This window comes from Streptosporangium sp. NPDC048886, assembly GCF_055586905.1.
The window spans coordinates 56,328-81,255 of the sequence record NZ_JBVJHH010000036.1 but is presented as its reverse complement, the minus strand read 5'-3'; the positions used below and the strand labels follow the sequence as shown (position 1 = coordinate 81,255).

The 24,928-nt window shown below is 72.7% G+C and carries 24 protein-coding genes; 15 read left to right on the top strand and 9 right to left on the bottom strand.

Annotated elements, in window-relative coordinates:
• Positions 1–71: 71 nt before the first annotated feature.
• A complete protein-coding gene (locus tag ACZ6R6_RS35720; RefSeq protein ID WP_451933485.1) occupies positions 72–254 on the bottom strand; it encodes a hypothetical protein in 183 nt (60 codons plus the stop codon).
• A 17-nt stretch (positions 255–271) separates the two neighbouring features.
• Here ACZ6R6_RS35720 and ACZ6R6_RS35715 point away from each other — a divergent pair, with 17 nt between their 5' ends.
• A complete protein-coding gene (locus ACZ6R6_RS35715; RefSeq protein ID WP_470100950.1) occupies positions 272–925 on the top strand; it encodes a hypothetical protein in 654 nt (217 codons plus the stop codon).
• A 120-nt stretch (positions 926–1,045) separates the two neighbouring features.
• Complete coding sequence (locus ACZ6R6_RS35710) at positions 1,046–2,269, top strand: NAD(P)/FAD-dependent oxidoreductase (protein WP_470100949.1); 1,224 nt, start codon at positions 1,046–1,048, stop codon at positions 2,267–2,269.
• A gap of 68 nt (positions 2,270–2,337) precedes the next feature.
• On the opposite strand, the gene ACZ6R6_RS35705 is transcribed toward ACZ6R6_RS35710, so the two are convergent.
• Entirely contained in the window at positions 2,338–2,520 is a 183-nt protein-coding gene (locus ACZ6R6_RS35705) for a hypothetical protein (RefSeq protein ID WP_470100947.1), read from the bottom strand.
• Between the two features lie 191 nt (positions 2,521–2,711).
• Between ACZ6R6_RS35705 and ACZ6R6_RS35700 the strand changes: the two genes are divergently transcribed.
• From ACZ6R6_RS35700 to ACZ6R6_RS35685, 4 genes are all read left to right on the top strand, one after another.
• The gene (locus ACZ6R6_RS35700; protein WP_470100945.1) at positions 2,712–3,398 is read left to right on the top strand and encodes a fasciclin domain-containing protein; all 687 of its coding nucleotides are present in this window, start codon (positions 2,712–2,714) and stop codon (positions 3,396–3,398) included.
• Positions 3,399–3,694: 296 nt separating this feature from the next.
• Complete coding sequence (locus ACZ6R6_RS35695) at positions 3,695–4,330, top strand: DUF4142 domain-containing protein (RefSeq protein ID WP_470100944.1); 636 nt, start codon at positions 3,695–3,697, stop codon at positions 4,328–4,330.
• Positions 4,331–4,644: 314 nt separating this feature from the next.
• Positions 4,645–6,666 (top strand): serine/threonine protein kinase, encoded by a 2,022-nt coding sequence (locus ACZ6R6_RS35690; RefSeq protein WP_470100942.1) that lies wholly within the window; start codon positions 4,645–4,647, stop codon positions 6,664–6,666.
• A 7-nt stretch (positions 6,667–6,673) separates the two neighbouring features.
• Positions 6,674–8,677 carry a protein kinase domain-containing protein gene (locus ACZ6R6_RS35685; protein WP_470100941.1) on the top strand — a complete coding sequence of 668 codons (2,004 nt, stop codon included), beginning with the start codon at positions 6,674–6,676 and terminating at the stop codon, positions 8,675–8,677.
• A gap of 21 nt (positions 8,678–8,698) precedes the next feature.
• On the opposite strand, the gene ACZ6R6_RS35680 is transcribed toward ACZ6R6_RS35685, so the two are convergent.
• The 3 genes from ACZ6R6_RS35680 to ACZ6R6_RS35670 form a co-directional block, all read right to left on the bottom strand.
• Entirely contained in the window at positions 8,699–9,514 is an 816-nt protein-coding gene (locus tag ACZ6R6_RS35680; RefSeq protein ID WP_470100939.1) for an SAM-dependent methyltransferase, read from the bottom strand.
• 106 nt (positions 9,515–9,620) lie between these two features.
• The gene (locus tag ACZ6R6_RS35675) at positions 9,621–10,475 is read right to left on the bottom strand and encodes an SAM-dependent methyltransferase (protein ID WP_470100938.1); all 855 of its coding nucleotides are present in this window, start codon (positions 10,473–10,475) and stop codon (positions 9,621–9,623) included.
• A 63-nt stretch (positions 10,476–10,538) separates the two neighbouring features.
• Positions 10,539–11,042 (bottom strand): ATP-binding protein, encoded by a 504-nt coding sequence (locus tag ACZ6R6_RS35670; RefSeq protein WP_470100936.1) that lies wholly within the window; start codon positions 11,040–11,042, stop codon positions 10,539–10,541.
• Positions 11,043–11,277: 235 nt separating this feature from the next.
• Here ACZ6R6_RS35670 and ACZ6R6_RS35665 point away from each other — a divergent pair, with 235 nt between their 5' ends.
• From ACZ6R6_RS35665 to ACZ6R6_RS35650, 4 genes are all read left to right on the top strand, one after another.
• Positions 11,278–11,523: a DUF397 domain-containing protein gene (locus ACZ6R6_RS35665; protein ID WP_470100935.1), complete on the top strand. Its 246-nt coding sequence runs from the start codon at positions 11,278–11,280 to the stop codon at positions 11,521–11,523.
• A 108-nt stretch (positions 11,524–11,631) separates the two neighbouring features.
• Entirely contained in the window at positions 11,632–12,537 is a 906-nt protein-coding gene (locus ACZ6R6_RS35660) for a helix-turn-helix domain-containing protein (RefSeq protein WP_470100934.1), read from the top strand.
• Positions 12,538–12,597: 60 nt separating this feature from the next.
• The gene (locus ACZ6R6_RS35655; protein ID WP_470100932.1) at positions 12,598–14,193 is read left to right on the top strand and encodes an SDR family oxidoreductase; all 1,596 of its coding nucleotides are present in this window, start codon (positions 12,598–12,600) and stop codon (positions 14,191–14,193) included.
• Positions 14,165–14,725: a DJ-1/PfpI family protein gene (locus tag ACZ6R6_RS35650; RefSeq protein WP_470100930.1), complete on the top strand. Its 561-nt coding sequence runs from the start codon at positions 14,165–14,167 to the stop codon at positions 14,723–14,725. Before ACZ6R6_RS35655 ends, ACZ6R6_RS35650 begins: the two co-directional genes overlap by 29 nt.
• A gap of 75 nt (positions 14,726–14,800) precedes the next feature.
• On the opposite strand, the gene ACZ6R6_RS35645 is transcribed toward ACZ6R6_RS35650, so the two are convergent.
• A complete protein-coding gene (locus ACZ6R6_RS35645) occupies positions 14,801–15,343 on the bottom strand; it encodes a TetR/AcrR family transcriptional regulator (RefSeq protein WP_470100928.1) in 543 nt (180 codons plus the stop codon).
• Positions 15,344–15,427: 84 nt separating this feature from the next.
• Here ACZ6R6_RS35645 and ACZ6R6_RS35640 point away from each other — a divergent pair, with 84 nt between their 5' ends.
• Together ACZ6R6_RS35640 and ACZ6R6_RS35635 are read left to right on the top strand one after the other, a co-directional pair.
• Entirely contained in the window at positions 15,428–17,941 is a 2,514-nt protein-coding gene (locus tag ACZ6R6_RS35640; RefSeq protein ID WP_470100926.1) for a molybdopterin-dependent oxidoreductase, read from the top strand.
• Positions 17,938–18,864 carry an FAD binding domain-containing protein gene (locus tag ACZ6R6_RS35635; RefSeq protein WP_470100925.1) on the top strand — a complete coding sequence of 309 codons (927 nt, stop codon included), beginning with the start codon at positions 17,938–17,940 and terminating at the stop codon, positions 18,862–18,864. Before ACZ6R6_RS35640 ends, ACZ6R6_RS35635 begins: the two co-directional genes overlap by 4 nt.
• Positions 18,865–18,898: 34 nt before the next feature.
• On the opposite strand, the gene ACZ6R6_RS35630 is transcribed toward ACZ6R6_RS35635, so the two are convergent.
• The 3 genes from ACZ6R6_RS35630 to ACZ6R6_RS35620 form a co-directional block, all read right to left on the bottom strand.
• Positions 18,899–20,146, bottom strand: coding sequence for a serine hydrolase domain-containing protein (locus tag ACZ6R6_RS35630; protein ID WP_470100923.1), 1,248 nt, complete (start codon positions 20,144–20,146; stop codon positions 18,899–18,901).
• Positions 20,147–20,284: 138 nt separating this feature from the next.
• Positions 20,285–20,989 (bottom strand): response regulator, encoded by a 705-nt coding sequence (locus tag ACZ6R6_RS35625; protein ID WP_470100921.1) that lies wholly within the window; start codon positions 20,987–20,989, stop codon positions 20,285–20,287.
• A gap of 4 nt (positions 20,990–20,993) precedes the next feature.
• A complete protein-coding gene (locus tag ACZ6R6_RS35620) occupies positions 20,994–22,172 on the bottom strand; it encodes a sensor histidine kinase (protein ID WP_470100920.1) in 1,179 nt (392 codons plus the stop codon).
• 168 nt (positions 22,173–22,340) lie between these two features.
• On the opposite strand from ACZ6R6_RS35620, the gene ACZ6R6_RS35615 reads away from it, so the two are divergent.
• Genes ACZ6R6_RS35615 through ACZ6R6_RS35605 form a run of 3 tightly spaced genes read left to right on the top strand, consistent with a single transcriptional unit; the run spans position 22,341 to position 24,807 of the window.
• Positions 22,341–23,246: an ABC transporter ATP-binding protein gene (locus ACZ6R6_RS35615; RefSeq protein ID WP_470100919.1), complete on the top strand. Its 906-nt coding sequence runs from the start codon at positions 22,341–22,343 to the stop codon at positions 23,244–23,246.
• A complete protein-coding gene (locus tag ACZ6R6_RS35610) occupies positions 23,243–24,040 on the top strand; it encodes an ABC transporter permease (protein ID WP_470100918.1) in 798 nt (265 codons plus the stop codon). Before ACZ6R6_RS35615 ends, ACZ6R6_RS35610 begins: the two co-directional genes overlap by 4 nt.
• Positions 24,037–24,807, top strand: a complete 771-nt coding sequence (locus ACZ6R6_RS35605) for an ABC transporter permease (RefSeq protein WP_470100916.1) — start codon at positions 24,037–24,039, stop codon at positions 24,805–24,807. Before ACZ6R6_RS35610 ends, ACZ6R6_RS35605 begins: the two co-directional genes overlap by 4 nt.
• Positions 24,808–24,928: the final 121 nt, after the last annotated feature.

Sequence of the window (24,928 nt, the reverse complement as noted above, 5' to 3'; positions counted from 1 at the left end):
GGGCGCGCCGCCTCCCCCCGGGCGCGCGCCGCCGTCCGGAGTGTCAGGGGCCGGACCCGTCGCGCTCCGGCTCAGGGAGCCTGACCGGCCGCCTCCCGGCCGTCCGCCGTGGCCTCCTCCAGCCGGGCGCGGAGCCGGAGCCGGATCTCGTCCGGGGTGTAGGCCTGTCGCCGCCGTTCCGCCCGCGCGATCACCACTCCGGTCGCCGCCACGCCCGCGACGCCTGCCAGGCCGAGTATCTTCCACCACCGCATGTCCCTAGGCTACAGAGATGCCCGGCAAGAGCATCAGCCTCGACGAGGCGGTCAACCTGACCCGTACCGGCGACGTGTGGCTGTTCCGCGGCCGCACCGTGCCCGACCGAGCGATCCAGACGGTGACGAACAGTCCCGTCAACCATGTCGGAATGTCCGTCGTCATCGACGACATGCCCCCGTTGATGTGGCACGCCGAACTCGGCCGCTCGCTGCCCGACCTGTGGTCGGGCACCCACCAACGCGGGGTCCAGCTCCACGACCTGCGCGAGGCGGTCCGCGTGTGGGCCACCAAGTACGGCCAGCGCGCCTGGCTGCGTCAGCTCGACCCCCAGGTCACCCGGGAGATGGAGGACGCGGTCCTGCGCACCGTCGCCCGGCTGGACGGCACCCCGTTCCCGTCCACGGCCCGGCTCGCCGGGCGCTGGATCCGCGGGCGGGTGCCGAAGATCCTGAAGCGGGGCACCGAGGAGAGCGCCCTGGAGAGCGCCTACTGCGCGGAGGTCGTCGCCGTCACCTACGAGGCGATGGGGCTGCTGCCCGGCGGCCGCCGCCCGAACTGGTACGACCCGGGCCGGTTCTGGAGCGGCGACGATCTTGAGCTGTCCGGCGGGTTCCAGCTCGGCGGGGAGATCACCGTGAAGCTGGCGCAGGCCGTGGAGCGGACTTGACCGTGGACGCAACCCCCGGCGGCCCGTCACCCGAAGTCACAGGTGGCGGATCTCGTTGCCCGAGGCAGCCGCGGACACCCGCGGCGGGCACGTCGCCGTGAACGCGAGGGGGAGTGGGCCATGCCGGACACCGTGGTCGTCGTCGGGGCGGGACTCGCCGGTCTGGCATGCGCGGCGCGGCTGCACGCCGCGGGGGTGCCGGTCCGCGTCGTCGAGGCCGCGCGGGAGGTGGGCGGGCGCGTGCGCACCGACACCGTGGACGGCTTCCGGCTGGACCGGGGCTTCCAGGTGTTCAACACCGCCTATCCGGAAGCCGGCCGGGTCCTCGACCTCGGCGCCCTGGACCTGCGGGCGATCTCCTCGGGGCTGATCGTCTTCGACCGCGGACGGCGGGAGCGCCTCATGCTGCCCTGGCGGCATCCCGGGCACGCGCTCAGCGGGGTGCTGGCCGACCTGGGGTCGGCCCGCGACAAGGCCGCCCTGGCCGCGCTGACCGCCCGTGACATCGCCCTGCCCGCCGACCGGCTGCGCGCCGGCGCCGAACGCACCACCGAGCAGGAGCTGCGGCACTGGGGCATCTCGTCCGAGATGATCGACAAGCTGTTGCGCCCCTTCCTGTCCGGGGTCGTGCTCGAACGGGAGCTGCAGACCTCCAGCCGGTTCTTCCACCTGCTCTGGCGGGCCTTCGCCAGAGGCACGGTCGGGCTGCCGGCGCTCGGCATGGGGGAGATCCCCCGGCAGTTCGCCGCCCGCCTCCCGGCCGGGGCGCTGTCGCTGGGCATCCCGGTCGCCGCGGTGACGCCGGACGGGGTGCGGCCGGCCGGGGGCGGGACGATCCGGGCCCGCGCGGTGGTCGTGGCGACCGACCCGGCCACGGCGGCCCGGCTCTGCCCCGGGTTGAAGATCCCGCCGATGCGCGCGGTGACGACCTTCTACCACGCCGCGGCCCGCTCGCCGCTGGGGGAGCCCACGCAGATCGTCGACGCCGAGGGCCTGATCACCGACACCCTGGTCGTCACCGACGTCGCGCCCGGCTACTCCTCGGACGGCCGCGCCCTGATCTCCACCTCGGTCCTGGGAGTGCTGTCCGACGCCGACGAGCCGCGGGTCCGGTCGCGGCTGGCCCAGATCTACGGGACGGACACCTCCGCCTGGCGGCACCTGGCGACCTACCCGGTCGAGGCCGCGCTGCCCGCGATGACACCGCCCTTCCCGCTGCGCCGTCCGGTCCGTTCCGCGCCCGGCCGCTACGTGTGCGGCGACCACCGCGACACCGGCTCCCAGCAGGGCGCGCTGGTCTCCGGCCGGCGTGCCGCCGACGCCGTACTGGCCGATCTCGGCTGAGCGAGGCCCAGGGGCCGGACCGGACGGGGTCAGGCGGGGCGGGCAGGGGCAGGCGGGGCGGGTGGAGGTCAGGCGGGGCGGGCGGGGAAGCCCACGATGCGCCCCTCGGCGTCGACGCCGCAGGTCACCGGTGAGGCCTGGGGGCCGCCGTCGCGGCGCGCCGTGATGACCAGCGCGCGGTGGCGCCCGCGCAGGAACTCCAGCAGCCGATCACGGGAGACGACCTCGTTGGTAGCGATCTTCGGGCTCATGCCCCCATAGTCCGGGGCGCCCCACGGACGCCCCGGCATCTCCTCGCAACAGGGAGATATGTGGTCAAGAGTCGCCCTATGTGGCATTTAACCCGAAATTGGAGGGAATTGATCTACGAAAGATCGATGAGCGGCGCGGGGCCCGGCGGACGGATCCCGGAGGGCTCATCCATCCATCCAAGGAGATCACTGTGAAGAAGAAGGCTCTGCTCGCCTCGGCCCTGACCGCGCTGGCCCTGGCCGCGGTCCCCGTCGCCGGCCACGCCGCCGCCACGGGCTCCGTCCTCCGGGTCTCTCCCACGCCCATGCCAACGGACATGACCTCCGAGTCGCCCACGGACATGACCTCGGAGTCGCCCGGGGCCATGACCAAGCCGTTCGGCCCCGGCTGTTCCTCCCTGCCCGCCTCCGGTCCGGGCAGCCCCGGCAGCATAGCCTCGGAGCCGCTCGGCACCGCGCTCTCCCACATCCCGCAGCTGTCCACGCTGGCCAAGGCCGCCAAGCAGGCCGGACTGATCGAGAAGCTGGACTCCACACCGGACATAACGGTGTTCGCCCCCACCGACGAGGCCTTCGGCAAGATCCCCAAGGAGGTCCTCGCGAAGGCCCTGGCGGACAAGGAGCTCCTGACCAAGATCCTCAACAACCACGTGGTCGAGGGGAAGAAGACCCCCGCCGAGCTCGCCGAGGGGCCGCTGACCACGCTCGGCGGCGGCACGCTGGCCGTCAAGAAGGTCGACGAGGAGGACTACACCGTCGAGGACGCCAAGGTCGTCTGTGGCAACCTGCAGACCTCCAACGCCACCGTCTACCTCGTCGACATGGTTCTCCTCCCCCACGCCGAGGGGTCGCCGAGCTCCGAGGCGACGCCGAGCTGAACGGCCGTAGGGGCGCCTGCCGCGGGCGCCCCTCGCCGTCCCCCCTCCGGGGGACGACGAGTGCCGCCCCCGGGAGCCGGAGGGGTGCGGACCGCGCCGCGCGGGCTCCACGTCCGCCGCGAGACCCCGGAGCGGGTGGATTTCGCGGTCCAGAGCCCGCGTGGCGGCACGTCAGGACCACCTGATGCCTCAATAGGGTTTTAACAGCATTTTCATCCGAATTCTGCTATATCAGCAGATATCAGTGCATATGTGGAGAAAAGCGCTAATCCATTCGCGCACTGACGGGGGATCCAATGATCCGAAGGATTATCGTCCTGCTGGCCGTCGCGGCCGTCGTGCTGGGCGGCACCGCCGTAGCCATCGCCGCTCAGCCGAATCTCAACGAGCAGGACAAGAAGTTTCTGGTTCAGATACATCGGGTCAACCTGACCGAGATCCAGGCGGGGAAGCTCGCCCAGCAGAGGTCGACAGACCGCAGCATAAGCGACATCGGGAAGGTTCTGGTTGACAACCATACGGAGCTGGACGAGAGCGTGCGGCAGGCGGCCCAGAAGGCCGGAGTGCCGCTACCCGGACATCCGAACGCCGACCAGCGCGATCAGCTCACCGAGCTGTCGAGGCTGACCGGGCAGGTCTTCGACAACGTGTGGCTGGCCGCGATGATCGTCGGTCACCGCGAGACCCTCAACCGCCTGGATCAGGAGCTGAGCGAAGGTTCCTCCCCTGAGGTGAAGAAGCTGGCCGAGGACGCCAGGCCGGTGGTGCGGGAGCACCTGAATCTGCTCCGCAAGGCCCGTGGCGGCACCGTGCGTCCCAGCCCCAGCCCCAGCCCCAGCGGCACCGTGTCTCCCAGCCCCGGTGGCACCATGAGCCCCGGTCACGAGGAGACCGGGAGCCCCGCGCCCACCCCCGGCGGCACCGGCGAGTGACGGGCGGAGGAGGCGGGCGGACGACATGCCCGCCCGCCGTGTCTGCGCCTGGTCCGTCCGAGCCGTCCCGTCGCGGACCATGGTCGCGCTCTCCCCGCGAGACGGGGCGTGCTCCCCCCGAGGCCGGGCTCCCCGAGGTAGGAGAAGGGCACCGGAACGGCTGAGTGATCGACGGTGACGCGTATATCCCGCATTATCTATGATCTTTTCCGCCGAAGCCTTTCCGTCCGTGGCATGATGCGATGGGCTTGCCGTCACGCAGATCTGTGCGGATAGTTGATGATCTACGGACGAGCTCTAAGGAGAAGCCCGACATGCCGGAGGTCGAGCCCCTGCACTCTGATGATCCGCCTTATTTAGGTCCGTATCGGATTGTCGGGAAACTCGGCGAGGGCGGGAAGAGCACCGTCTACCTGGCGACGGGGCCGGGGGAGGAGCACGTCGCCGTCAAACTCGTGCACGCCGATCTGACCGGGAGCGAACGGTTCCTGCGCAAGGTCGAGGAGCTGCGGCAGGTCTCCGCCTTCTGCACCGCGCAGGTCGTCGAGACCGGCCTGGCCGGCGATCGGCCGTACGTGGTCAGCGAATACATCGACGGTCCCACCCTGTACAAGGCCGTCGAGGACGACGGTCCGCTGCGCGGCGCGGCGCTGCACCGGCTCGCCATCGGCACGATGACGGCCCTGGTCGCCATCCACCAGGCCGGGATCGTCCACCGCGATTTCAACCCGGGCAGCGTGCTGCTCGGCCCGGACGGGCCGCGAGTGATCGATTTCGGCATCGCCGAGGCGCTCGAGGCCGGCGCCGGCAGCACCACGCGGTCGGTCGGCATGCCCGCCTACCTGACGCCGGAGCAGCTGGAGGGCGAGCCCGTGGGGCCGGCGGCCGATCTGTTCGCGTGGGGCGCCACGATGCTCTTCGCGGCGTCCGGGCGGTCGCCCTTCGAGGCGGGCTCCATGTCGGCGACGATCAATCGGGTCCTGGGGAGCGAGCCGGACCTCACCGTCCTGGGCGACGACCTCCGTGGCCTGGTGGCCGACTGCCTGGCCAAGGACCCCCGGGACAGGCCGGCCGCGAGCGACGTCCTGCTCAGGCTGGTCGGGCACTCCACGATCCTCGCGACCGCCGAGCCACTGCCCTCCGTCCCGGCCTCCGCCGGCCCGGATCTCCGATCCGCTCCGCCGCCTGATCCGGCCACGCGCGTGCGGCTCCCGCCCCCGTCCCGGCCGGGCCGGCGTCGCCGTTCCGTGCTGCTCGGCGCCGCCGCCGTGGCCATCGCCCTCGTCTCGGGCGGCACCGTCTACGCGTTGACCCCCCGGGCGGCCCCCGTCCGGGTGGCCGCGCCGCCCCCCACGCCGCTCCCCTCCCCGTCTCCCGTCGTCATCGAGGCGTCACCGACGCCTCCCCCGGCGGCCACGGGGAAGGTGAAGGCCCCGGAGACGCGGCTCACGCTGCACGAGAACCCGGCGGACCCGGTGCGCCTGGCGTCCTACTTCGTCACCGACCACAAGGGCCCGGTCTACCGCACGTACGCGCGCGTCCCGGGCGGTGACGCGTTCCGCCTGGTGGCGAAGGACGCCGACTTCGGCGACCCCACGGTCTCACCGGACGGCAAGTGGGTCGCGGTCAACCCCTGGCTCAAGTTCGCCGCGTCGAGCTATGACTACGTCACCTTCATCAATTCGGCCACCGGCGAGAAGTTCTCGGTGGACACGCTCAAGCAGCCGCTGAGAGGGCTCTCGGGGACGTGGAGCCCGGACAGCAGGCGGCTGCTCCTGACCTTCTACGATTTCGACGTCAAGCAGAAGGTGCAGTACCCCGCGGGGTTCGTCGTCGTCGACGTCGGCACCCGCAAGGCGACCGTCGTCAAGACCGACGACCAACGGGACGGCTACGGCAACTTCGACTGGAGTCCCGACGGGACCCTCGTGGTCGGCGCCTACGAGCACAAGAAGCCGACGTTCGGAGTCCGGTTCCGCGACCAGAGCGGGAAGGTCGTGCGGACCATGCCCTGGGTGGGACTGATGCCCGGCCCCGGGATCTTCTCCCCTTCGGGCACGCGTTTCTACACCTACTGCCCGGAGAGCACGGGCAAACAGACCGCCGGATGCGTGTGGGACGCCAGGACCGGCAACAGGACGGCCTCGGTCCCGGTCTGGGACGGCGACACCACGATAGTGGGATGGTGGGACGAACATCACCTGATCGTCCGCGACCCACGGAAGGACCCCTTCAAATACGTCGTCGTGGATCTCCACGGCAAGGTGGTCCGCACCCTGGCCGAGATCACCAGGAAGAACGCCAAGCTCGTCCAGTTCAGATTCGCCCGGAAGTAAGCCGGCCATGACGGATCTTGCTCCGCTGCGCGCGGACGACCCTTCGCACGTGGGCGCCTACGAGCTCCTCGGGCGGGTCGGCGAGGGCGGCCAGGGCTCGGTTTTCCTGGGCGCCTCGCCCTCCGGGGAGCGTGTCGCCGTCAAGCTGCTGCGACAGAGCCCGGCCACGGACCGGCGGACGGGCCCGGTGCCGGACCCCCTCCTCCGGGAGATCGAGATCCTGCGCCGGGTGGCCCCCTTCTGCACCGCCCAGGTCGTCGAGACGGGCATGCTCGGGGCCCAGCCGTACATCGTCAGCGAGTACGTGCGAGGGCCCACGCTCCAGCAGGTCGTCGACGCCGAGGGGCCGCTGCGGGACGCCCGGCTGCGGAGACTCGCGGTGGGCACGATGACCGCGCTGAGCGCCATCCACCGGGCGGGCGTGGTGCACCGGGACTTCAAGCCGAGCAACGTCCTGCTCGGCCGGGACGGGCCCCGAGTGATCGACTTCGGCATCGCCCGCGCGCTGGACGCCGCGGCCACCGGTTCCGGCGTGGTGGGCACGCCGCCGTACATGGCGCCGGAACAGTTCGAGTCCGCCCCGGTGGGACCCTCGGCGGACCTGTTCGCCTGGGGTTCGACCATGGTCTTCGCGGCCACCGGGAAGCCGCCGTTCGGCAGGGACTCGCTCCCGGCGGTCGTCAACCGGATTCTGCACAGGGACCCCGATCTCGGCGACCTCGACGGCGATCTGCGCGATCTCGTGGGGGAGTGCCTGTCCAAGGACCCCGGACGGCGTCCCACCGCGAAGGACGCGCTCCTGCTCCTCCTGGGCGCACGCGAGCGGCGCCCGGACGGAGACCTGCTCACCGCGGGTACGGCCGCCGCCTCCGGAGCCCCCGAGTCCGTCGCCCCCGGAGCCCCCGAGGCCGCCGCCGTGCCCGGCGCGCCGCCCGCCCGGCGCGGCCGCCGGGGAACGCTCCTCGCGGGGGTGGCCGTGGCGGTGGCACTGCTGTCCGGCGGGGTGGTGTACACCATGATCCGCGGCTCCGCCCCCGATGACGCGGAGGTCTCCGCATCCCCCTCCCCGGCCGTCATCCGGGAGGTCACGGACGCGCCCGCCGCCCCGGCCAGAGAGATCCGGCTCCCCGAGCTGAAGACGAGGCTGCACGAGTCTCCCGGAGACCCGGTACATATAACGTCTTATATGCACCTTCGGAAGGATGTCTCTGACTCCTTCGCGCGAGAGGCGAAGGACGAGAAGTTCCAGTCGATCGGCCCCTACCAGGAGCCGCTGGTCTCGCCGGACGGGGCCTGGACGGCGGTCCTGCCCTGGATCAAGGCGAGCACGCCAGGCCCCCGCGACTCCATACGGCTGATCAAACGGGCCACCGGCCAGGAGTTCCTGGTGCACACGGTGAACAAGCCGATGGCGAACTACAACCCCTACTGGTCCTCCGACGGCAGACGGGTCCTGTTGACGACCTACGACCGGGCCCTCGGCAGGAGGCAGGTCCTCGGGTTCGTCGTCGTCGACGTGGCGACGGCCACGGCGACGGTCGTCTCGGTCGACACGAGGGGGATCGGCGACTTCCCCTTCATGTGGGCCCCCGGCGAGTCCGCCGTCGCCGTACGCTTCCCGAGCGGCTCGGGCGCCGGTCTGCGCTTGTTCGATCTGAGGGGGAAGACCGTCCGCACCATCCCGTCCGTGGGCGAACCCAGCAGCAGCGAGAACACGTTCTCTCCGGCCGGCAGGCAGTTCGTCACCATCTGCCCGGACCGGATCGCGACCGCCTGCCTGTGGGACACCGCGACCGGCCGGCGGCGGGCCACGATCCCGGTTCCCGTGGCCAACACGCTCATCGGCTGGTACAACGACGCCCACGTCCTCCTGCTCGACCGGACGCGGGATCCCCGCCGGGTCGTCGCCGTGAACACGGAGGGAAAGGTCGTCCGGGTGCTCGCCGAGATCCCGGCCGCCGAGCTGGGCGGAGCCGGCGGACGCTTCGTGCCGCGCTACACGAGGAACTGACTCGATCGGCGCCGGCCCCGGCTAGCCGGTCTTGCGGGCGACCCCGGCCACGGTCCAGACCTTCTCCGGGCGCTGGGCGGCGAGCGGGTTGTCGGGACGCCACTGGCGGATGTAGACCAGGCCCGGGTCGAGGAGCTCCATGCCGTCGAAGAAGCGCAGCACCTGCTTGCGCGTGCGCGAGGCGTCCTCGCTCCGGCCGAGGACCCGCCGGTAGATGTCGACGAGCGGCCCCGCCGCCTCGGGGCGGGTGTCGAAGACGGCGTGGGCGATGACGAGGTGGCTGCCGACGGCCACCGCGTCGCGCAGCAGGGCCACGCTCTTGAACGGGCCGTCCTCGCCGGGGATGAACTGGAGCGCGGAGGGGATCAGGAGGGCCACCGGCCGCTCCAGGTCGATGAGTCGCCGCAGCTCGTGGTCGGCCAGCAGCTCGTCGGGGTGGAGCAGGTCGCCCCTGACCACGGAGGTGCGGGGGTCGGTGGCCAGCAGGGCCATGGCGTGGGAGAGCACCACCGGGTCGTCGGCGACGTAGGCCACCCGGGCGGCGGGGTCGAGGGACTGGGCGACCTGGTGGACGTTGCGCTGGGTGGGCAGTCCCGACCCGATGGAGACGAACTGCGTGATGCCCAGCTCGACGAGATGGCGCACCGCCCGGCCGACGAAGGCCTGGCTCTCCTTGGCCATCGTCCTGATCTCCGGGGCGATGGCGAGCACCTCTTCGGCGGCCGCCCGGTCGGCCGCGAAGTTGTCCTTGCCGCCGAGGAAGTAGTCGTTCATCCGGGCGACGTTGGGCACGCTGGTGTCCAGGCCTGCCGGTGGCCGCCGGGCCGCGTCGCTCATCGGTCATCTCCTTGGTTGCCTGTGAGACTAAAGAACCGCGGCGCCCATGGGTAGATGTGAGATTGCGAGCAATAGGAGAAATATGTCGATTGTTCTGTAGGGCCGGCTATTGCTTGCGGCCGACCCCGCCGACGACCCACACCGAGTCCGGCCGGTGGGGCCCGGTCCCGTCGGGACGCCACCGGGGGACGTAGACGACCCCGGGCTCGACGAGCGCGAGCCCGTCGAAGAAGCGTCCGACCTCGGCGCCGGTGCGCAGGTTGCCGCGGCGGGGGCCGGTGACCGAACCGCGGTCCTGGTAGAGGGCGGCGAGCTTCGCGGTCGTCTCCGGACGCATGTCGGAGACCGCGTGGGAGACGGCCAGGTAGCTGCCCGGCGCGATCGCCCTCCGGAGGTCGGTGACGATCCGCAGGGCCAACGCGTCGTCGGTGATGTCCTGTAGCACCGAGAAGAGGAGGACCGCCACGGGGCGGTCGAAGTCGATCATTCCGGTGAGCCGGAGGCGGGACAGCAGCAGCTCCGGCCGGCGCGCGTCGGCCTCGACCACCGTGGTCAGGCGGTCGTCCTGGAGCAGGGCCTGGGCGTGGACGACGACCATCGGGTCGTTGTCGACGTACGCCACCCGCGCCTCGGGCGCGACGGCATGGACGATCTCGTGCACGTTTCCCTGTGTCGGCAGGCCGCAGCCGATGTCGACGAACTGCCGGATGCCGGCCCCGGCCAGGAAGCGGACCACCCGTGCGAGGAAGAGCCGGCCCTCTCTGGACATCGCGGGGAGCTCGGGGGCGAGTGCGAGCGCCGCCTGCGCGGCCGCCCGGTCGGCCGCGAAGTTGTCCTTGCCGCCGAGGAAGTAGTCGGCTATCCGGCCCCCGTTGGGGACCGTGGGGTCGAACTTCGGGCGTTCGGTCTTCGACGGCACCATGTCATCTTCCATCCGGCCGGTGCGGGGTTGAGCGGACAATATCCATCCTTCACCGAATATGGGACATATTCCGTGAATCTCCGCTGCCGGGCGTGGTATCGGTCAGTGGCATGCCTCCAGATGGCGCCCCGTCCTCGGGGGGAGGGTGAAGGCCGCCCACACGGCCTTGCCCCGGCTCTCCAGCGGCGCCCAGCCCCACATCTCGCTGACCCCCTGGACGAGCTGGAGGCCGCGGCCGTTCTCGGCCTCGAAGTCGGGCTCGCGCAGGCTGGGGCCCTGGTCGCTGGGGTCGGTGACCGCGCACAGCACCGAGCGGCCGGTATGGCAGAGGATGACTCTGACCTCCTGCCCGCGGTGGCCGTTGACCCCGTCCCGCACGCCGTGCCGCACGGCGTTGGTCACCAGTTCGGAGACCACCACGCCGGTGTCGTCGACCAGACAGGCCAGCTCCCACGAGCGCAGCGCGGCGGAGGCGAACTCGCGGGCGGTCCGTGCCGCGCGGGGATCGTGGCGCAGGCTCCGCACGGCCATCTGGAGCTGGTCGACGTGGCTGTCGCCGTCCGCCCAGGGCGGCAGCCCGCTCGGCGGGAGCAGGTGATCGAGCATCGACAGCCACCGCTCCCACCCGCCGATCTCCGTCTGGATGGGTGTGGCTCGGGCTTGATGTCTTTGGTGACCAGTCATCGGTGACCTTGGGGAGGGGGGTGATCGTGTGACAAGGATGATCCGTCTAGTCATCTTGCCCGCCATGATGTGCATAAGCAAGTACAGATGCACGTGCATATGCACAAAGCCCTATGCTTGTGGTGATGTTTCCCTCCCTAATCGGTGAGAGGCGAGGATGAATCAGCTGTACAACGGCATGCCTGCCGTGCTGCTGGACGGGATCGTCTGGCGCAAGAGCCACTTCAGCAACCCCAGCGGGAACTGCGTCGAACTGGCCGCGCTGCCCGGCGACGCGGTCGCGATCCGCAACTCACGGGACCCGGAGGGCCCCGCGCTGATCTACACCCGGCGCGAGCTCGACGCCTTCGTGCGGGGCGTGAAGGGCGGCGATTTCGATGATCTGATCATCTCAATTGATTGAAGAATGAAATTCCATGTGGCCGGGAAGATATGACCGGAGTACGGTGAAGGCTCGCGACGGCCACAAAGAGTGGGCGGGGGCTCGCGTTCCGCGCTCGAAGGAATGTAAATGATCACACCTCACGCCGGAGGCGAGCCGGTCCCCCCGACCCCCATGGCCATGCCCCGGGGGAGTTCGACGGTGCTGAGGATCGTGCTGGGCGCGCAGCTGCGGCGGCTCCGCGAGCAGTGTCACATCACCCTGGAGGAGGCCGGCCACGCCATCCGCGCCTCGCACTCGAAGATCAGCCGTATGGAGCTGGGCAGGGTCAGCTTCCGGATCAGGGACGTGGCCGACCTGCTGACGCTGTACGGCGTCTCGGACGAGGACGACCGGCAGGCGCTGCTGGCCCTCGTCGGGCGGGCCAACGTCACCGGGTGGTGGCACAACTACAACGACGTCCTGCCGAGCTGGTTCGAGACGTACGTGGGCCTGGAGGAGTCGGCCACCGGCATCCGCAACTACGAGGTCCAGTTCGTCCCCGGCCTGCTCCAGAGCGAGGGCTACGCGCGGGCCGTCATCCGGCTGGGGTTCCCGGCCGCCTCCGAGGAGGAGTTGGAGCGCCGCCTGCGGCTGCGCCTGGCCCGCCAGCGGCTGCTGCGCAGCGCCGAGCCGCCCCACCTGTGGGCGGTGCTCGACGAGGCGGTGCTGCGCCGGCCCCTGGGCGGGGCCGAGGTGATGCGCGGCCAGATCGACCACATCCTCCAGGCGCTCGAACTGCCCAACGTGACCGTCCAGATCGTGCCCTTCAGCGTCGGCGGCCACGCCGCGGCCGGCGGGCCCTTCAGCATCCTGCGCTTCTCCCAGCCCGACCTGCCCGACGTGGTCTACATGGAGCAGCTCACCAGCGCCGTATACCTCGAAAAGCGCGACGACGTGGACCGCTACCTCGAGGTGATGGAGCGCCTGTGCATCGAGGCCGAGCCGGCCTCGCGCACCCGGGAGATTCTCACCCGGATCCGCGAAGAGCTATAGGAGCGGCCACAGAACGGTCAAGCCGGCAACCGTCCCGGCCCACCGTACGAAGATGGTCAGATGAGATGCCTCGTGACCGGAGCGACGGGATACATCGGCGGACGGCTCGTGCCCGAACTGCTCGACGCCGGCCACGACGTGCGGTGCATGGTGCGCTCGGCCGGCCGTCTGCGCGACCAGCCGTGGGCCTCCCGCGTGGAGAGCGCCGAGGCCGACGCGGCCGACGCCGCCCGGACGAGGGAGGCGCTCGGCGGCGTCGACGTCGCCTACTACCTCATCCACACGATGGGCGGGGGACGGGGCTTCGCCGCGGCCGACCGCCGCGCGGCCGCCACGTTCGCCGCCGCGGCCCGGGAGGCGGGGGTGCGCCGCATCGTCTACCTGGGCGGCCTCGCCCCGGACGAGGACCTGTCGCCCCACATGCGCTCCCGCGCGGAGGTGGGGGAGACCTTCCTGCGTTCCGGGGTGCCGTCCGTGGTGCTGCGGGCGGCCGTCATCATCGGATCGGGCTCGGCCTCCTTCGAGATGCTGCGCTACCTCACCGAGCGGCTGCCGGTGATGACGACGCCGCGGTGGGTGCGCACCAGGACGCAGCCCGTCGCGATCCGCGACGTCCTGCGCTACCTCGTGGCCTGGGCGGCCGTCGAGGAGGAGGTGAACCGCTCCTTCGACATCGGCGGCCCGGACGTGCTGACCTACGCCGACATGATGCGCGGCTACGCCGAGGTCGCCGGGCTGCCCCAGCGGGTGATCATCCCCGTCCCGATGCTCAGCCCCGGCCTGTCGAGCCACTGGGTGGGACTGGTCACCCCCGTCCCGGCGAACATCGCCCGCCCGCTGGTGGAGTCGCTGCGCAACGAGGCCGTCTGCGGCGAGCACGACATCGCCGGCTACGTCCCGGACCCGCCCGAGGGGCTGATCGGGTTCCGGGAGGCCGTCGCGCTGGCCCTGCGGCGGATCAAGGAGGCGGAGGTCCTCACCCGATGGTCCTCGGCCTCGACGCCGGGGGCGCCGAGCGACCCGCTGCCCACCGACCCCGACTGGGCGGGCGGCAGCCTCTACGCCGACAGGCGGGCCCGCCGCGTCGAGGCGTCCCCGGAGGCCCTCTGGGAGGTGATCGAGTCGATCGGCGGCGAGCGGGGCTGGTACTCCCTGCCCGTCGCCTGGCATGCCCGGGGCCTGCTCGACCGCCTCGTCGGAGGCGTGGGGCTGCGCCGCGGCCGCCGCGACCCGCGGCGGCTCCGCGTCGGGGACTCGGTCGACTTCTGGCGGGTCGAGGAGGTCGAGCCCGGCCGTCTGCTCCGGCTGCGCGCGGAGATGCGCCTGCCCGGTCTGGCCTGGCTGGAGCTGAGCGTGCGCCGGGACCGGGGGCGGACGGTGTACGGCCAGCGCGCGATCTTCCATCCCCGGGGGCTGGCCGGCCACCTCTACTGGTGGTCGATCTCGCCCTTCCACAGCCTGATCTTCGGCCGGATGCCGCGCAACGTGGCGGCCGCCGCCGAGCGCGGCGACGCGTCCGCGCCCTCCGCGTCCGCCACGGCGGGGGGAATCTCCGATGTTGACCCTCCGCCGCTGCCGGGCACGATCCAAGGGACACTGTTCCCACCTGATCACGGAGGTGCCGCAGATGGCCAAGGTGCTGATCGTCACCGGTGACGCAGCGGAGGACCTCGAGGTCTTCTACCCCTACCAGCGCCTGCTGGAGGAGGGGTACGAGGTCCACATCGCCGCGCCGAGCACCAAGAAGCTCCAGTTCGTCGTACATGACTTCGTCGACGGCTTCGACACCTACACCGAGAAGCCCGGCCACACCTGGCCGGCCGACCTGGCCTTCGCCGAGGTCGACCCCGAGGGCTACGCGGCCCTGGTGATCCCCGGCGGCCGCGCCCCCGAATACATCCGCGCCGACCCCGACCTCAGGCGGATCGTCGGGCACTTCGCCGACGCGGCCAAGCCGATCGCCGCGCTCTGCCACGGTCCGCTGGTGCTGGCCGCCGCCGGGGTGCTGCGGGGCCGCTCCAGCAGCGCCTATCCCGCCTGCGCCCCCGACCTCGAGGCCGCCGGAGGCTCCTGGGTGGACAGCCCGGCGCACATCGACCAGAACCTGGTCACCGGCCGCGCCTGGCCGGACCACCCGGCGTGGATGCGCGAGTTCATGAAGATCCTCAAGGTGGAGGCACCCCTCTGAGGGGCGGGCCCGCCGGCCGGCGGATCCGCACCACCGCGACCGGCGGGCGGCCGGGGATCGGACGGGGCGGAGACCTCACGGTCCCACGAGGGCGTCGATGACGTCCTCGTGGCTGATCCCCTTGTGGGCGAAGTGGCCGGCCGTGGCGAGCTCGGCCAGGCCGTGGGCGGTGGACAGCAGGGCCATCACCCCGGCCTTGGGGACGGCCTGGCCGCCGGTGGCCTCCAGGTCCAGTGCGGCCATCACCTCGTCGATCGCCTTCTCCAGCTCCGGATGGTGGCCGATGAGGAACTCCGAGGCGAACACGAGCCGGTATTCGTTGCGGTGGCCCAGGGCGTACTCGACATAGCTGGTGTAGAAGGCCCGCAGCCGGTCCCGGCGGCCGGCCTCTTCCAGGACCGCTCCGGCGACGTGCGCGCTGAGGTCGACGATGACCCGGGCGGCGAGGGCGGCCAGCAGCGCGGTCTTGTCGGCGAAATGTCGGTAGGGGGCCATGCGGGACAGGCCGGTCAGGTCGCCGACCGCGCGCAGCGTCACGGCGTCGAGGCCCTCCTCGCGCAGCAGGCTCAGCGCGCTCTCGACGAGTCTGGTCCTGGTGTCGTCCACCACGTCGTTCACCCTCTCACACGCTCCCCTGTTGACATCGTCAACATAGTGTGCTGACACTGTCAACATGATGTTGACGACGTCAACAGGAGAGCTATGAAGATCATGCTGAACGGCGCCCCCGTTCTCGTGGACGCCGACCAAGACGACGTGACCGTGGACGTCCTGCGTGAGCGGCTCGGTCTCACCGGGGCCAAGGCCGCCTGCCGTACCGGGGTCTGCGGAGCCTGCACGGTCATGGTGGACGGCACGCCGCAGGCCGGCTGCCTGCTGCCGGCCGTCGCGGTGGAGGGACGGGAGGTCACCACCGCGGAGGGCCTGGACCACCCCGTCCAGCGGGCGTTCGCGGTCCACGACGGCCTGCAGTGCGGTTACTGCACCCCGGGGTTCGTGGTGGAGGCCGCCGCGTTCGTGGACCGCTGGCGCGCCGAGCACGGCGACACCACGCCACCGCGCGAGCGGATCGCCGCGGCGATGGCCGGGCACCTGTGCCGCTGCGGGGCCTACGAGGGCATCCACGCGGCGATCGCGGCCGCCTGCCGCGGCGAGCACGACGCCGGCACCGGGACGCCCGCGCGGGTGGAGGCGATGGACAAGATCACCGGCCGGGCCCGCTACACCACCGACATCCGCCTGGACGGCCAGCTCGAAGGCGTGATCATCCGCTCCACGGAGGCGCACGCCCGGGTCACCGGCGTCGAGGTGGACGGCCCGCACACCGTCGACCTGCTCCCGCCCGACCGGACCGTCCGATACGTGGGCCAGCCCGTCGCCGCCGTCGCCGCCCCCACCCTCCGCCAGGCGCTGGCCATCGCCGAAGGCGCGCGCGTCTCCTACGACCCGGTCCCCGCCGCCCTCGACGACGCGCCCGACGCCCCGCCCGTCTACGACGAGCGGAGCAGGAAGCACGCTCCCAGCTCCAGCGAGGGGCTGAACCTGCCAGGCGGCTGGAACGGCAACGTCAAAGGCCCCTTCGCCATGGCGGGCTGGCGCAGCCGTACCGCCCTGAACCGGATCGAGGCCGCACGGCGCCGCGCCGACCCCCACCTGGTGACCGGGACGTTCACCACGGCGGTGCAGGTGCACACCCCGCTGGAGCCGCACGCGTGCGTGGCCCGCTGGGACGGCCCCGGCGAGCTCCACCTGCACCTGTCCACCCAGACGGTGGGTCTGGCCGCCGAGCAGGTCGCCGGACGCTGGGGTCTCGCCGTGGACCGGGTCCACATCGTGGCCGACCACGTCGGCGGCGGTTTCGGCGCCAAGACGGGGGTCACCGCCGAGACGGTCGCGGCGGTCGAGCTCGCCCGGGTCTGCGGCGCGCCGGTGCGCGTGGTGCTGAGCCGCGCCGAGGAGCTCACCGACGCGGGGAACCGGCCCGGCACCCGGACCAGGCTCGCGCTGCTCACCGACGACAAAGGTGACCTCGCGGCCCTCGCCATGGACGTCCGCGGACGTGGAGGGGTGGCGATCGGGTCGGCCGTCGCGGTGCTCGCCCGCCTCATGTACGGCACGGCGCCCCGGATGCTCCGCGACTCCGACGTCGTCACCAACGAGCCGCCCGGCACGCCGTTCCGCGGGCCCGGGGCGGCGCCCATGCTCTGGGCGCTGGAACAGGCCGTGGACGAGGCGGCCCACCGCCTGGACGAGGACCCGATCGCGCTGCGCCGCCGCTGGGACGGCAACCGCAAGCGCCACGCGCTCTACGACTGGGCGGCCGGCCTGCCGGTCTGGCTCGACAGGCCGCCGACCGGCTCGCAGACGGGCAGGTTCCGCCGGGGTGTCGGGGTGGCCGCCGCCAACTGGGCCTACATGCTCGATCCGGCCACCGAGGTCGAGCTGGAGGTCCAGGGGGACGTGGTCGTCGCCCGCACGACGGTCCAGGACATCGGGACCGGCACCCGCACCGTCATCGCCGGCGTCCTGGGTGAGGAGCTCGGCCTGCCCCCCGAGCGGATCCGCGTGGAGATCGGCAGGACCGGCGCCGTGCACGGCCCGCCCTCCATCGGCAGCCGTGCCACGGCCTCGGTGGCTCCGGCCGTGCGGGACGCCGCGCGGCGCCTGCGGGCGCAGGGCCTCGCCGACGGACGCAGAGTCGTGGGCAGGCGCCGCGGCGACCGGCGCGGCTACCTCACGCCCGTCGCGGTGGCCGGCATGGCGCTGGGCCGCGGGTTCAGCGGCTCCGTCCACGTCACCGAGGTCGAGGTCGACACCCGCCTGGGCGTGATCAGGCCGCTGCGGGTGTGGGCCGGGATCGCGGTCGGCCGCGTCTACGCCGAGCGGCTGGCGCGCAGCCAGTGCGAGGGCGGCGTCGTCCAGGGCATCGGCTACGCGCTGCACGAGGAGCGCCACGTCGACCCGGTGACGGGGGCCGTGCTGACCGCGAACCTGGAGGACTACCGGATCCCCGGGATCGGGGACACCCCGGAGATCACCGTCCACTTCCACCAGGACGGGTGGGACCACGTCAACGGCGGAGGCGTCGGGGTGGGCGAGATCTCCACGATCGGCGTGGCCGCCTCGGTCGGCAACGCCGTCCACAGCGCCACCGGCTGGCGCCCCCGTGACCTGCCCGTCCGGCCTGACCGGCTGCTCGAAGGGATCAGACGTTGACCGCCCCCACCGATCTCGGCCAGGCCGCCGGACACGCGGGCGAGTTCCGCGCGGGTGGCACCGACCTGATGGCCCGCCGCCCGGCCGGGCCGTACGTGGACCTGCACGGTCTGCCCGGCCTGTCCGGCCTCACCTGGCGGCCGGACGGCTCGGCCCGGATCGGCGCGCTGACCACGGTCGCGGAGCTGGCCGGCGACGTGCGGCTCCGCGCCGCCCATCCCTCCCTGGCGCTGACGGCGCAGGCCCTGGCCACACCCCAGATCCGGGCGGTGGCCACCGTCGGCGGCAACCTGCTCCAGCGCAACCGCTGCTGGTACTACCGCAACCCGTCCTTCTCCTGCCACCAGAACGGCGGTGACTCCTGCCCGGCCCGCGCGGGGCTCACCCTCTACTCCGCGGTGATAGAGACCGGCCCGTGCGTGGCCCCGCACCCGTCGTCGCTGGCGATGGCGCTGCTCGGGTGCGAGGCGTCCGTCGAGGTGCGCGGCAGGGAGCCGTTCCCGGTCGGCGAGCTGTACGGCGACGGCTCCGATCCGGCCCGCGACCACCTGCTCGGACCGGGCGAGATCCTCGTCGCGATCGACCTGCCGCCGCCCGTGCCGGGGGAGCGGGCCGCCTACCACCGCGCGATCGGCAGGTCCGAGGCGGAGTGGCCGCTGGTGGAGGCGGTGGCGCGGCTGGTCCTGGCGGAGGGGAGGATCACCTCCGCCGCGGTTGCCGTGGGCGGCGTCGCCCGCGTCCCCCTGCGCCTGCCCGAGGTCGAGGAGGCGCTCCTGGCCGGTGAGCCCCTCGACCGGGCGGCCGGCCGGGCCGCCGCCCGATGCTCCCCGACGGCCCAGAACGGCTACAAGGTGGCGCTGCTCACCGGGACGGTCCTGGAGGTGCTGGAGCGCGCCTCAGGAGCGGCCGGGGACCGGTCCTGAGGCCGGCCCCGGCCGCGAGCGCGCGCCCCGGGGCTCAGAAGTACTTCGGGGAGAGGTCGGTCGTCGGCCAGGCGGTGACCTTGCCGATCTCGGCGTTCATGCGCGGGCTGAGCACGTCGAAGTCGAGCGAGCCGGCCTCCTCCCGCCGGTTGAACAGGGCCGCGTAGGTGAAGCCGTTCTGCAGCCGGGCGAGGTAGGTGTAGGTCCCCGGCAGCGATCCGTTGTGCCAGGTGTTGAGGTGGCCGGTGACCTGGCGCACGTACCAGCCGCCGCCGTACCACCATCCGTCGCCGCTGACGCCGATCTCCGGCTTGGCGAACAGCCTGGCGATCGAGGTCGCGTCGAGCACCGGCCCGGCGGCGTCGAAGACCCGCGAGAACCGCACCAGGTCGACCGCCGAGGCCAGCCAGCCGCCGCCGGCTCCCCGGTTCTCCATGCTGAAGCCGCCGTAGGGAGCCGGCGTCACCGTGCCCGACTCGTCCATGACGGTCTTGCCGGTGTACTGGGAGGAGTAGACGACCTCGGTCGGCGCCGCCGCCGACCTCAGGGTGCGGCCGAGCCGCATCCGGGTGATGCCGACCGGGGCGAGGAGCTTCTGCTTGACGTAGGACTCGTAGCTCGTGCCGGAGACCTTCTCGATGATCCGGCCGAGCAGCATGTAGCCGTAGTTGCTGTAGGCCATGCGCGTACCCGGGGCGAAGTCCAGGGGCCGGCCGCCGGCATAGCGGATGATGTCGTCCTGGCTGAGCGGCAGCGGCGTGTCCAGCGTGGCGGAGATCTGGTGGTCCAGATACAGGTAGTCGTTCGAGACGTCCCGGTCCCAGCCGCCCAGGTGCTGCATCAGGCGGAGCACGGTGACCTGCGCCAGGCGCGGGTCGGCCTCGGCCGACAGGCCGAGCAGCGTGGTGACCGGCGCCGACAGGCTGAGTTTGCCGTCCTGGACCAGCCGCATGATCGCCGCCGAGGTGATGTGCTTGCTCAGGCTGGCGATACGGAACAGCGAGGTCGGGTCCACCGACGGCAGGGCCTGCGCGCCGTCCGAATACCGGTAGCCGCGGGCCAGGACGATCTTGCCGTTCTTGGCGATCGCGAGCTGCGCGCAGGAGATGTCGCGCTCCTTGACGTAGGTCTTCATGACATTGTCGAACCCGGCCAGCGCCGCTGGGGCGATGCCCGTGGTGGTCAGGACCGGCGCGGACGCCGCCTGGGCGGGCCGGGCGCCCAGGGCCACGGCGGGAACGGAGACCGCGCCCGCCTTGAGCAGGTTCCGGCGGCTGAGCATCGTCACTTCTGTCCCCCAAGTCACATGCGTACGAGAAGGGCAGCATTTTACGGATATTTCGGTCTTTGGAGGCCGGTTCTCCGCCTTCCCGGCATGCCCGCCGTACAAGATCGCGGGCCGCGTCCGCCTGAGGGTCCCTCAGCGTGGCCGGCGCGGCGCCGCCGAGACCAGGCCGCTCTCGTAGGCGACGATGACGAGCTGGGCGCGGTCGCGGGCGCCGAGCTTGCCGAGCAGCCGGCCGATGTGCGTCTTCACCGTCGCGAGGCTGAGGTTCAGATGGCCGGCGATCTCGGTGTTGGACAGCCCCCGGGCGATGAGCGTGAGCACGTCGCGCTCCCGGCCGGTGACGCCGTCGAGCTCCCGGACGGGTGGTTGCGACGGCTCGGGGCGCCTGGCGAACTCGGCGATGAGGCGGCGCGTGACCGTCGGCGCGAGCAGCCCCTCGCCGGCGGCCACGACGCGGATCGCCGTCAGCAGCTCGCCGGGCGGCGTGTCCTTGAGCAGGAAGCCGCTGGCTCCCGCCCGCAGCGCCGCGTAGACGTATTCGTCCAGGTCGAACGTGGTGAGCATCAGGACGCGCACGCCCGCGGTGTCGGCTGAGCCGCAGATGCGCCGGGCCGCCTCGATGCCGTCCATCTCCGGCATGCGCACGTCCATGAGCACCACGTCCGGCTGCTCGCTGCGGGCCAGGGCGACGGCCTCGGCGCCGGTCCCGGCCTCGCCGACCGCCGTCAGGCCCGGCGCGGTGTCCACCAGGAGCCGGAAGCTGCCGCGGAGCAGGGCCTGGTCGTCGGCGACCAGCACGCGGATCTCGCCGTCCTCCCGCTGAGCCGATGGACTCACCCCTTCACCCGTCCTCGCCGTACGGCAGCCGCGCCGACACCCCGAACCCGCCCTCCGGCCGCCGCCCGGCCGTGAAGGTCCCGCCGTACATGATGACCCTCTCACGCATCCCGATCAGCCCGTGCCCCTGCCGGCTGGGCAGGACCCGGTGGCCCGGCCCGTCGTCGGTCACCTCGACCCGCACCTCCCGCCCGTCCGCCTCGACCGCCACCCGGCACCGCGCCGGGGCGGCGTGCCTGACCACGTTGGTCAGGGCCTCCTGCACGATCCGGTAGACCGACAGCCCGACGCCCTCGGGCAGCGCGGCCGCGGTGACGTCCAGGTCGACGCGGACGCCGGCCATCGCCGCCCGGCCGGCCAGCTCGGGCAGGCCGTCGAGGCCGGGTGCGGGGGAGAGGCCGGAGACCGTGTCCGGCGCCGCGCCGGGGCCGGAACGCATCACGCCCAGCAGGTGACGCATCTCGGTGAGCGCTCCCCGGCTGGTGGCCTCGATGACGCGCAGCGCGTCCCTGGCCTCCTCCGGCCGGGCCTCCGCGACGTGGTTGGCGATCCCCGCCTTGACCGCGATGAGGCTCATGCTGTGCGCGACGACGTCGTGCAGCTCGCGCGCGATGCGCAGGCGCTCCTCGGTGACCGCCCGGTCGGCGAGCTGCACGGCCGAGCGCGCCGCGTACGCGCGCCGCTCCCGCACGGCGCGGCCGACCGTCCAGATGCAGCCGAGGAACGCCGCGCCCGCGACCAGGACGCCGAGGGGGCGCGCCCATCCGGCCGGGGCGGGACTGCCCGCCAGCGACAGCATCAGGAAGGCCGCCGCGCCGCACACGCCGATCGCGACCGTGGGCTCCCACCGGCGCCTGGGACGGGTGAGCGCGACGGGGTAGAGCGCGAAGGCCGCCGCGGCGAACCCGTCGTGCGCCAGGCCCAGGGAGAACGACGCCAGGGACGCGCCGAGGACGAGAGCGAAGACCGGCAGCGGCCACAGCCGCCGGACGGCGAGCGCCGCCCCGATCCCGGCCGGCAGCAGGCACTGCGCCCACAGCGGCGTCCCCGCCGCCGGCCGCGTGATCGCCGCCAGCAGGAACGCGACCACATACGCCGCCCCGGCCAGCGCGTCGAGGGCGAGGAGCTGGCTGCGGCTCCACCGGCGCAGGAGCAGCGAGCCGTCCACGTCGAGATCGTCCACACCGAGACGGTATCGGCCCACCTCCGGCTCCGGCCTCCACCCGGAGGACGTCATCCTCGGGTATGACCCGCCCCGGACGGGGCCGCCGGCGCCGGACCCCGGTCCGACGGCGCGATCCCGGCCGTGGTCCGACGCGCCGCCGGCCCGCCGTACGGGACCCTCGACGACATGATCGAAGTCAAGGAGCTGACCAAACGCTACGGCGCGACCGTCGCGGTGGACGGGCTGTCGTTCCGGGTGGAGCCGGGACGGGTGACCGGCTTCCTTGGGCCGAACGGCGCAGGGAAGTCGACCACGATGCGTGTCCTGCTCGGCCTGGACGCCCCCGGCTCGGGCGAGGCGCTCGTCAACGGGCGCCGCTACGCCACGATCCGGCACCCGATGCGCGAGGTGGGCGCGCTGCTCGACGCCGCGGCCGTGCACGGCGGCCGCAGTGCCTTCGACCACCTGCGCTGGCTGGCCCGGAGCAACCGCATCGGGGTGCGCCGGGTGACGGAGGTGCTGGAGCAGGTGGGCCTGGCCGGGGCCGCCCGCAGGCGGGTCGGCGGGTTCTCCCTCGGCATGCGGCAGCGGCTGGGGATCGCCGCGGCGCTGCTCGGCGACCCGGGCGTGCTGATGTTCGACGAGCCGGTCAACGGGCTGGACCCGGAGGGGGTGCGGTGGATCCGCCACCTGATGCGCTCGCTGGCCGCGGAGGGACGCACCGTCCTGCTCTCCAGCCATCTGATGAGCGAGATGGCGCTCACCGCCGACCGTCTCGTCGTCATCGGGCGCGGCCGGCTGATCGCCGAGACCTCGGTCCAGGACCTGGCCGGCCGCTTCGAACGGGGCGTGCTGGTGCGCTCCCCGCGCGCGGCGGAGCTGACCGCGGTGCTCCGCGCCGCCGGGGCGACGGTCCTGGCGGAGCCGGACGGAGGGCTGGCGGTGAAGGGGCTCGAGGTGACGGAGATCGGCGACCTGGCCGCCGGGCACGGGTTCGCGGTGCACGAGGTGACGCCGCGCAGCGCCTCCCTGGAGGAGGCGTACCTGGAGCTCACCGGCGACGGCGTCGAGTATCGGGCGGCCGGGCGATGACCGGCGCGCTCGCATCCGAGTGGCTGAAGCTCCGCTCCGCCCGTTCCACCTGGTACGTCCTCGGCGCCGTCGTGGCCTCCGTCCTGCTCATGGCGGTCTTCACCCGCTACGTGGTGAACCTGTGGGAGGGCCTGCCGGCCGAGCGCCGGGCCGGGCTGCGGGCCGCGGAGCCGGAGCGGCTCGTCCTGCTGCCCGTGCAGATCTGCGCGGCGGTGCTCGGCGTCCTCACGATCACCTCGGAGTACGCCACCGGCATGATCCGCACCAGCCTCGTGGTGATGCCGCGGCGTGGCGCGGTGCTGGCGGCGAAGGCCGTGGCCGTGGCCGCCGTCGCCCTCGCCGCCGGGCAGGCGAGCGTGTTCGCGGCGTTCCTCGCCGGCCGGGCGATCGTCGGGGACCGCCCCATCCACGGTTTCACGGCGCCGCCGGCCGGCGAGCTCCCCGAGATGCTGGCCACCGGGCTGTCGCCGACGGTGCTCGCCCTGGTGGGGCTCGGCCTGGGCACCGTCCTGCGCTCCACCGCGGGGGCGGTCACCTGCGTCGTCGCACTGCTGTACGTGGTCCCGAGGTTCGCGGTCGCGCTGCCCGCGCCCTGGAACGCCAGGGTCGGCTCGGTGCTGCTGGAGGACCTGACACGGCAGCTCGCGGGTGAGGTCCCGATGGCGGTCGGCCTCGGGAGGGCGGGCGCGGGGATCGGCCTGTCCCCGCCGGTGGCGCTGGCGGTGATGGCCCTGTACGCCGTCGTCGCGCTCGGTGCGGCGGCCGCCGTACTCGGCAGGAGGGATGTCCGGTGACCGAAGTGCTCGCGTCCGAGTGGCTGAAGCTCCGCTCGGTCCGATCCACCTGGTACGTCCTCGGCCTGGTCGCCCTGGCCGTGCCGGTGGCCGCCTTCCTGGCGCTGCAGGGCGTGAACGGCTGGGACGGCCTGCCGCCCGAGCGCCGGGCGCGCTTGCAGGCTCCGCCCGTCGAACAGGTCCTCCTGCCGCTCGTCCAGCTGTGCATGGGCGTCCTCGCGGTGCTGGCGATCACCTCGGAGTACGCCACCGGAACGATCCGCGCCAGCCTGGCGGCCGTGCCGCGCCGCCGGAGAGTGCTCGCCGGGAAGGCGGTGGTCGTCGCCGGGATCTCCCTCCTCGGCGGTCTGCTGTTCCTGGCCGGGGCGTTCGCCGCCGGCCGGGCGGTCGTCGGCGACCGGCCGATGAGCCCCGGCTACGTGACCCCGCCGGAGGCGGAGATCCCGATGCTGCTCGCCTCCGGCCTGTCGGTGGCCGTGGTGGCGCTCGTCGGCCTGGGCCTGGGGGCGGTCCTGCGATCGGCCGCCGGGGCGATCGTCACCGTCAGCGCGCTGCTGTTCGTGCTCCCCGTGGTGGCGGGCCTGCTGCCCGCCCCGTGGGGCGGGCGGGCCGGCTCGGTGCTGCTGCCCGGCCTCGCAGGGCAGCTCGTGGACCACCCGTCCGCCGTGGGGGACCTCCCGCCGCTCGGGGCGCTGGCGGTGCTGGCGGCGTACGTGGTCGCCGCCCTGGGCGCGGGCGCCGCCGTGCTGGCCCGCAGGGACGCCTGACCCGCGGGCCGGACCGTCGCCCTGTGCGGTCGGTCAGCGTCGACGGCCGACCTGACCGGCGCTCATGCCTACTCCGCCCCTGAGGCGTCGATCCTTGCGGAAGGCCCGGCACGCCTGGACG

What these genes read in the sequence shown, in the direction of transcription:
- ACZ6R6_RS35640 (WP_470100926.1), top strand. Translation starts at nt 15,428, where the DNA reads ATGAAGATCATGCTGAACGGCGCCCCCGTTCTCGTGGACGCCGACCAA.
- ACZ6R6_RS35695 (WP_470100944.1), top strand. Translation starts at nt 3,695, where the DNA reads ATGATCCGAAGGATTATCGTCCTGCTGGCCGTCGCGGCCGTCGTGCTG.
- ACZ6R6_RS35655 (WP_470100932.1), top strand. Translation starts at nt 12,598, where the DNA reads ATGAGATGCCTCGTGACCGGAGCGACGGGATACATCGGCGGACGGCTC.
- ACZ6R6_RS35680 (WP_470100939.1), bottom strand. Translation starts at nt 9,514, where the DNA reads ATGAGCGACGCGGCCCGGCGGCCACCGGCAGGCCTGGACACCAGCGTG.
- ACZ6R6_RS35705 (WP_470100947.1), bottom strand. Translation starts at nt 2,520, where the DNA reads ATGAGCCCGAAGATCGCTACCAACGAGGTCGTCTCCCGTGATCGGCTG.
- ACZ6R6_RS35670 (WP_470100936.1), bottom strand. Translation starts at nt 11,042, where the DNA reads ATGCTCGATCACCTGCTCCCGCCGAGCGGGCTGCCGCCCTGGGCGGAC.
- ACZ6R6_RS35690 (WP_470100942.1), top strand. Translation starts at nt 4,645, where the DNA reads ATGCCGGAGGTCGAGCCCCTGCACTCTGATGATCCGCCTTATTTAGGT.
- ACZ6R6_RS35650 (WP_470100930.1), top strand. Translation starts at nt 14,165, where the DNA reads ATGGCCAAGGTGCTGATCGTCACCGGTGACGCAGCGGAGGACCTCGAG.
- ACZ6R6_RS35720 (WP_451933485.1), bottom strand. Translation starts at nt 254, where the DNA reads ATGCGGTGGTGGAAGATACTCGGCCTGGCAGGCGTCGCGGGCGTGGCG.
- ACZ6R6_RS35630 (WP_470100923.1), bottom strand. Translation starts at nt 20,146, where the DNA reads ATGCTCAGCCGCCGGAACCTGCTCAAGGCGGGCGCGGTCTCCGTTCCC.
- ACZ6R6_RS35610 (WP_470100918.1), top strand. Translation starts at nt 23,243, where the DNA reads ATGACCGGCGCGCTCGCATCCGAGTGGCTGAAGCTCCGCTCCGCCCGT.
- ACZ6R6_RS35665 (WP_470100935.1), top strand. Translation starts at nt 11,278, where the DNA reads ATGAATCAGCTGTACAACGGCATGCCTGCCGTGCTGCTGGACGGGATC.
- ACZ6R6_RS35615 (WP_470100919.1), top strand. Translation starts at nt 22,341, where the DNA reads ATGATCGAAGTCAAGGAGCTGACCAAACGCTACGGCGCGACCGTCGCG.
- ACZ6R6_RS35660 (WP_470100934.1), top strand. Translation starts at nt 11,632, where the DNA reads ATGATCACACCTCACGCCGGAGGCGAGCCGGTCCCCCCGACCCCCATG.
- ACZ6R6_RS35715 (WP_470100950.1), top strand. Translation starts at nt 272, where the DNA reads ATGCCCGGCAAGAGCATCAGCCTCGACGAGGCGGTCAACCTGACCCGT.
- ACZ6R6_RS35710 (WP_470100949.1), top strand. Translation starts at nt 1,046, where the DNA reads ATGCCGGACACCGTGGTCGTCGTCGGGGCGGGACTCGCCGGTCTGGCA.
- ACZ6R6_RS35685 (WP_470100941.1), top strand. Translation starts at nt 6,674, where the DNA reads ATGACGGATCTTGCTCCGCTGCGCGCGGACGACCCTTCGCACGTGGGC.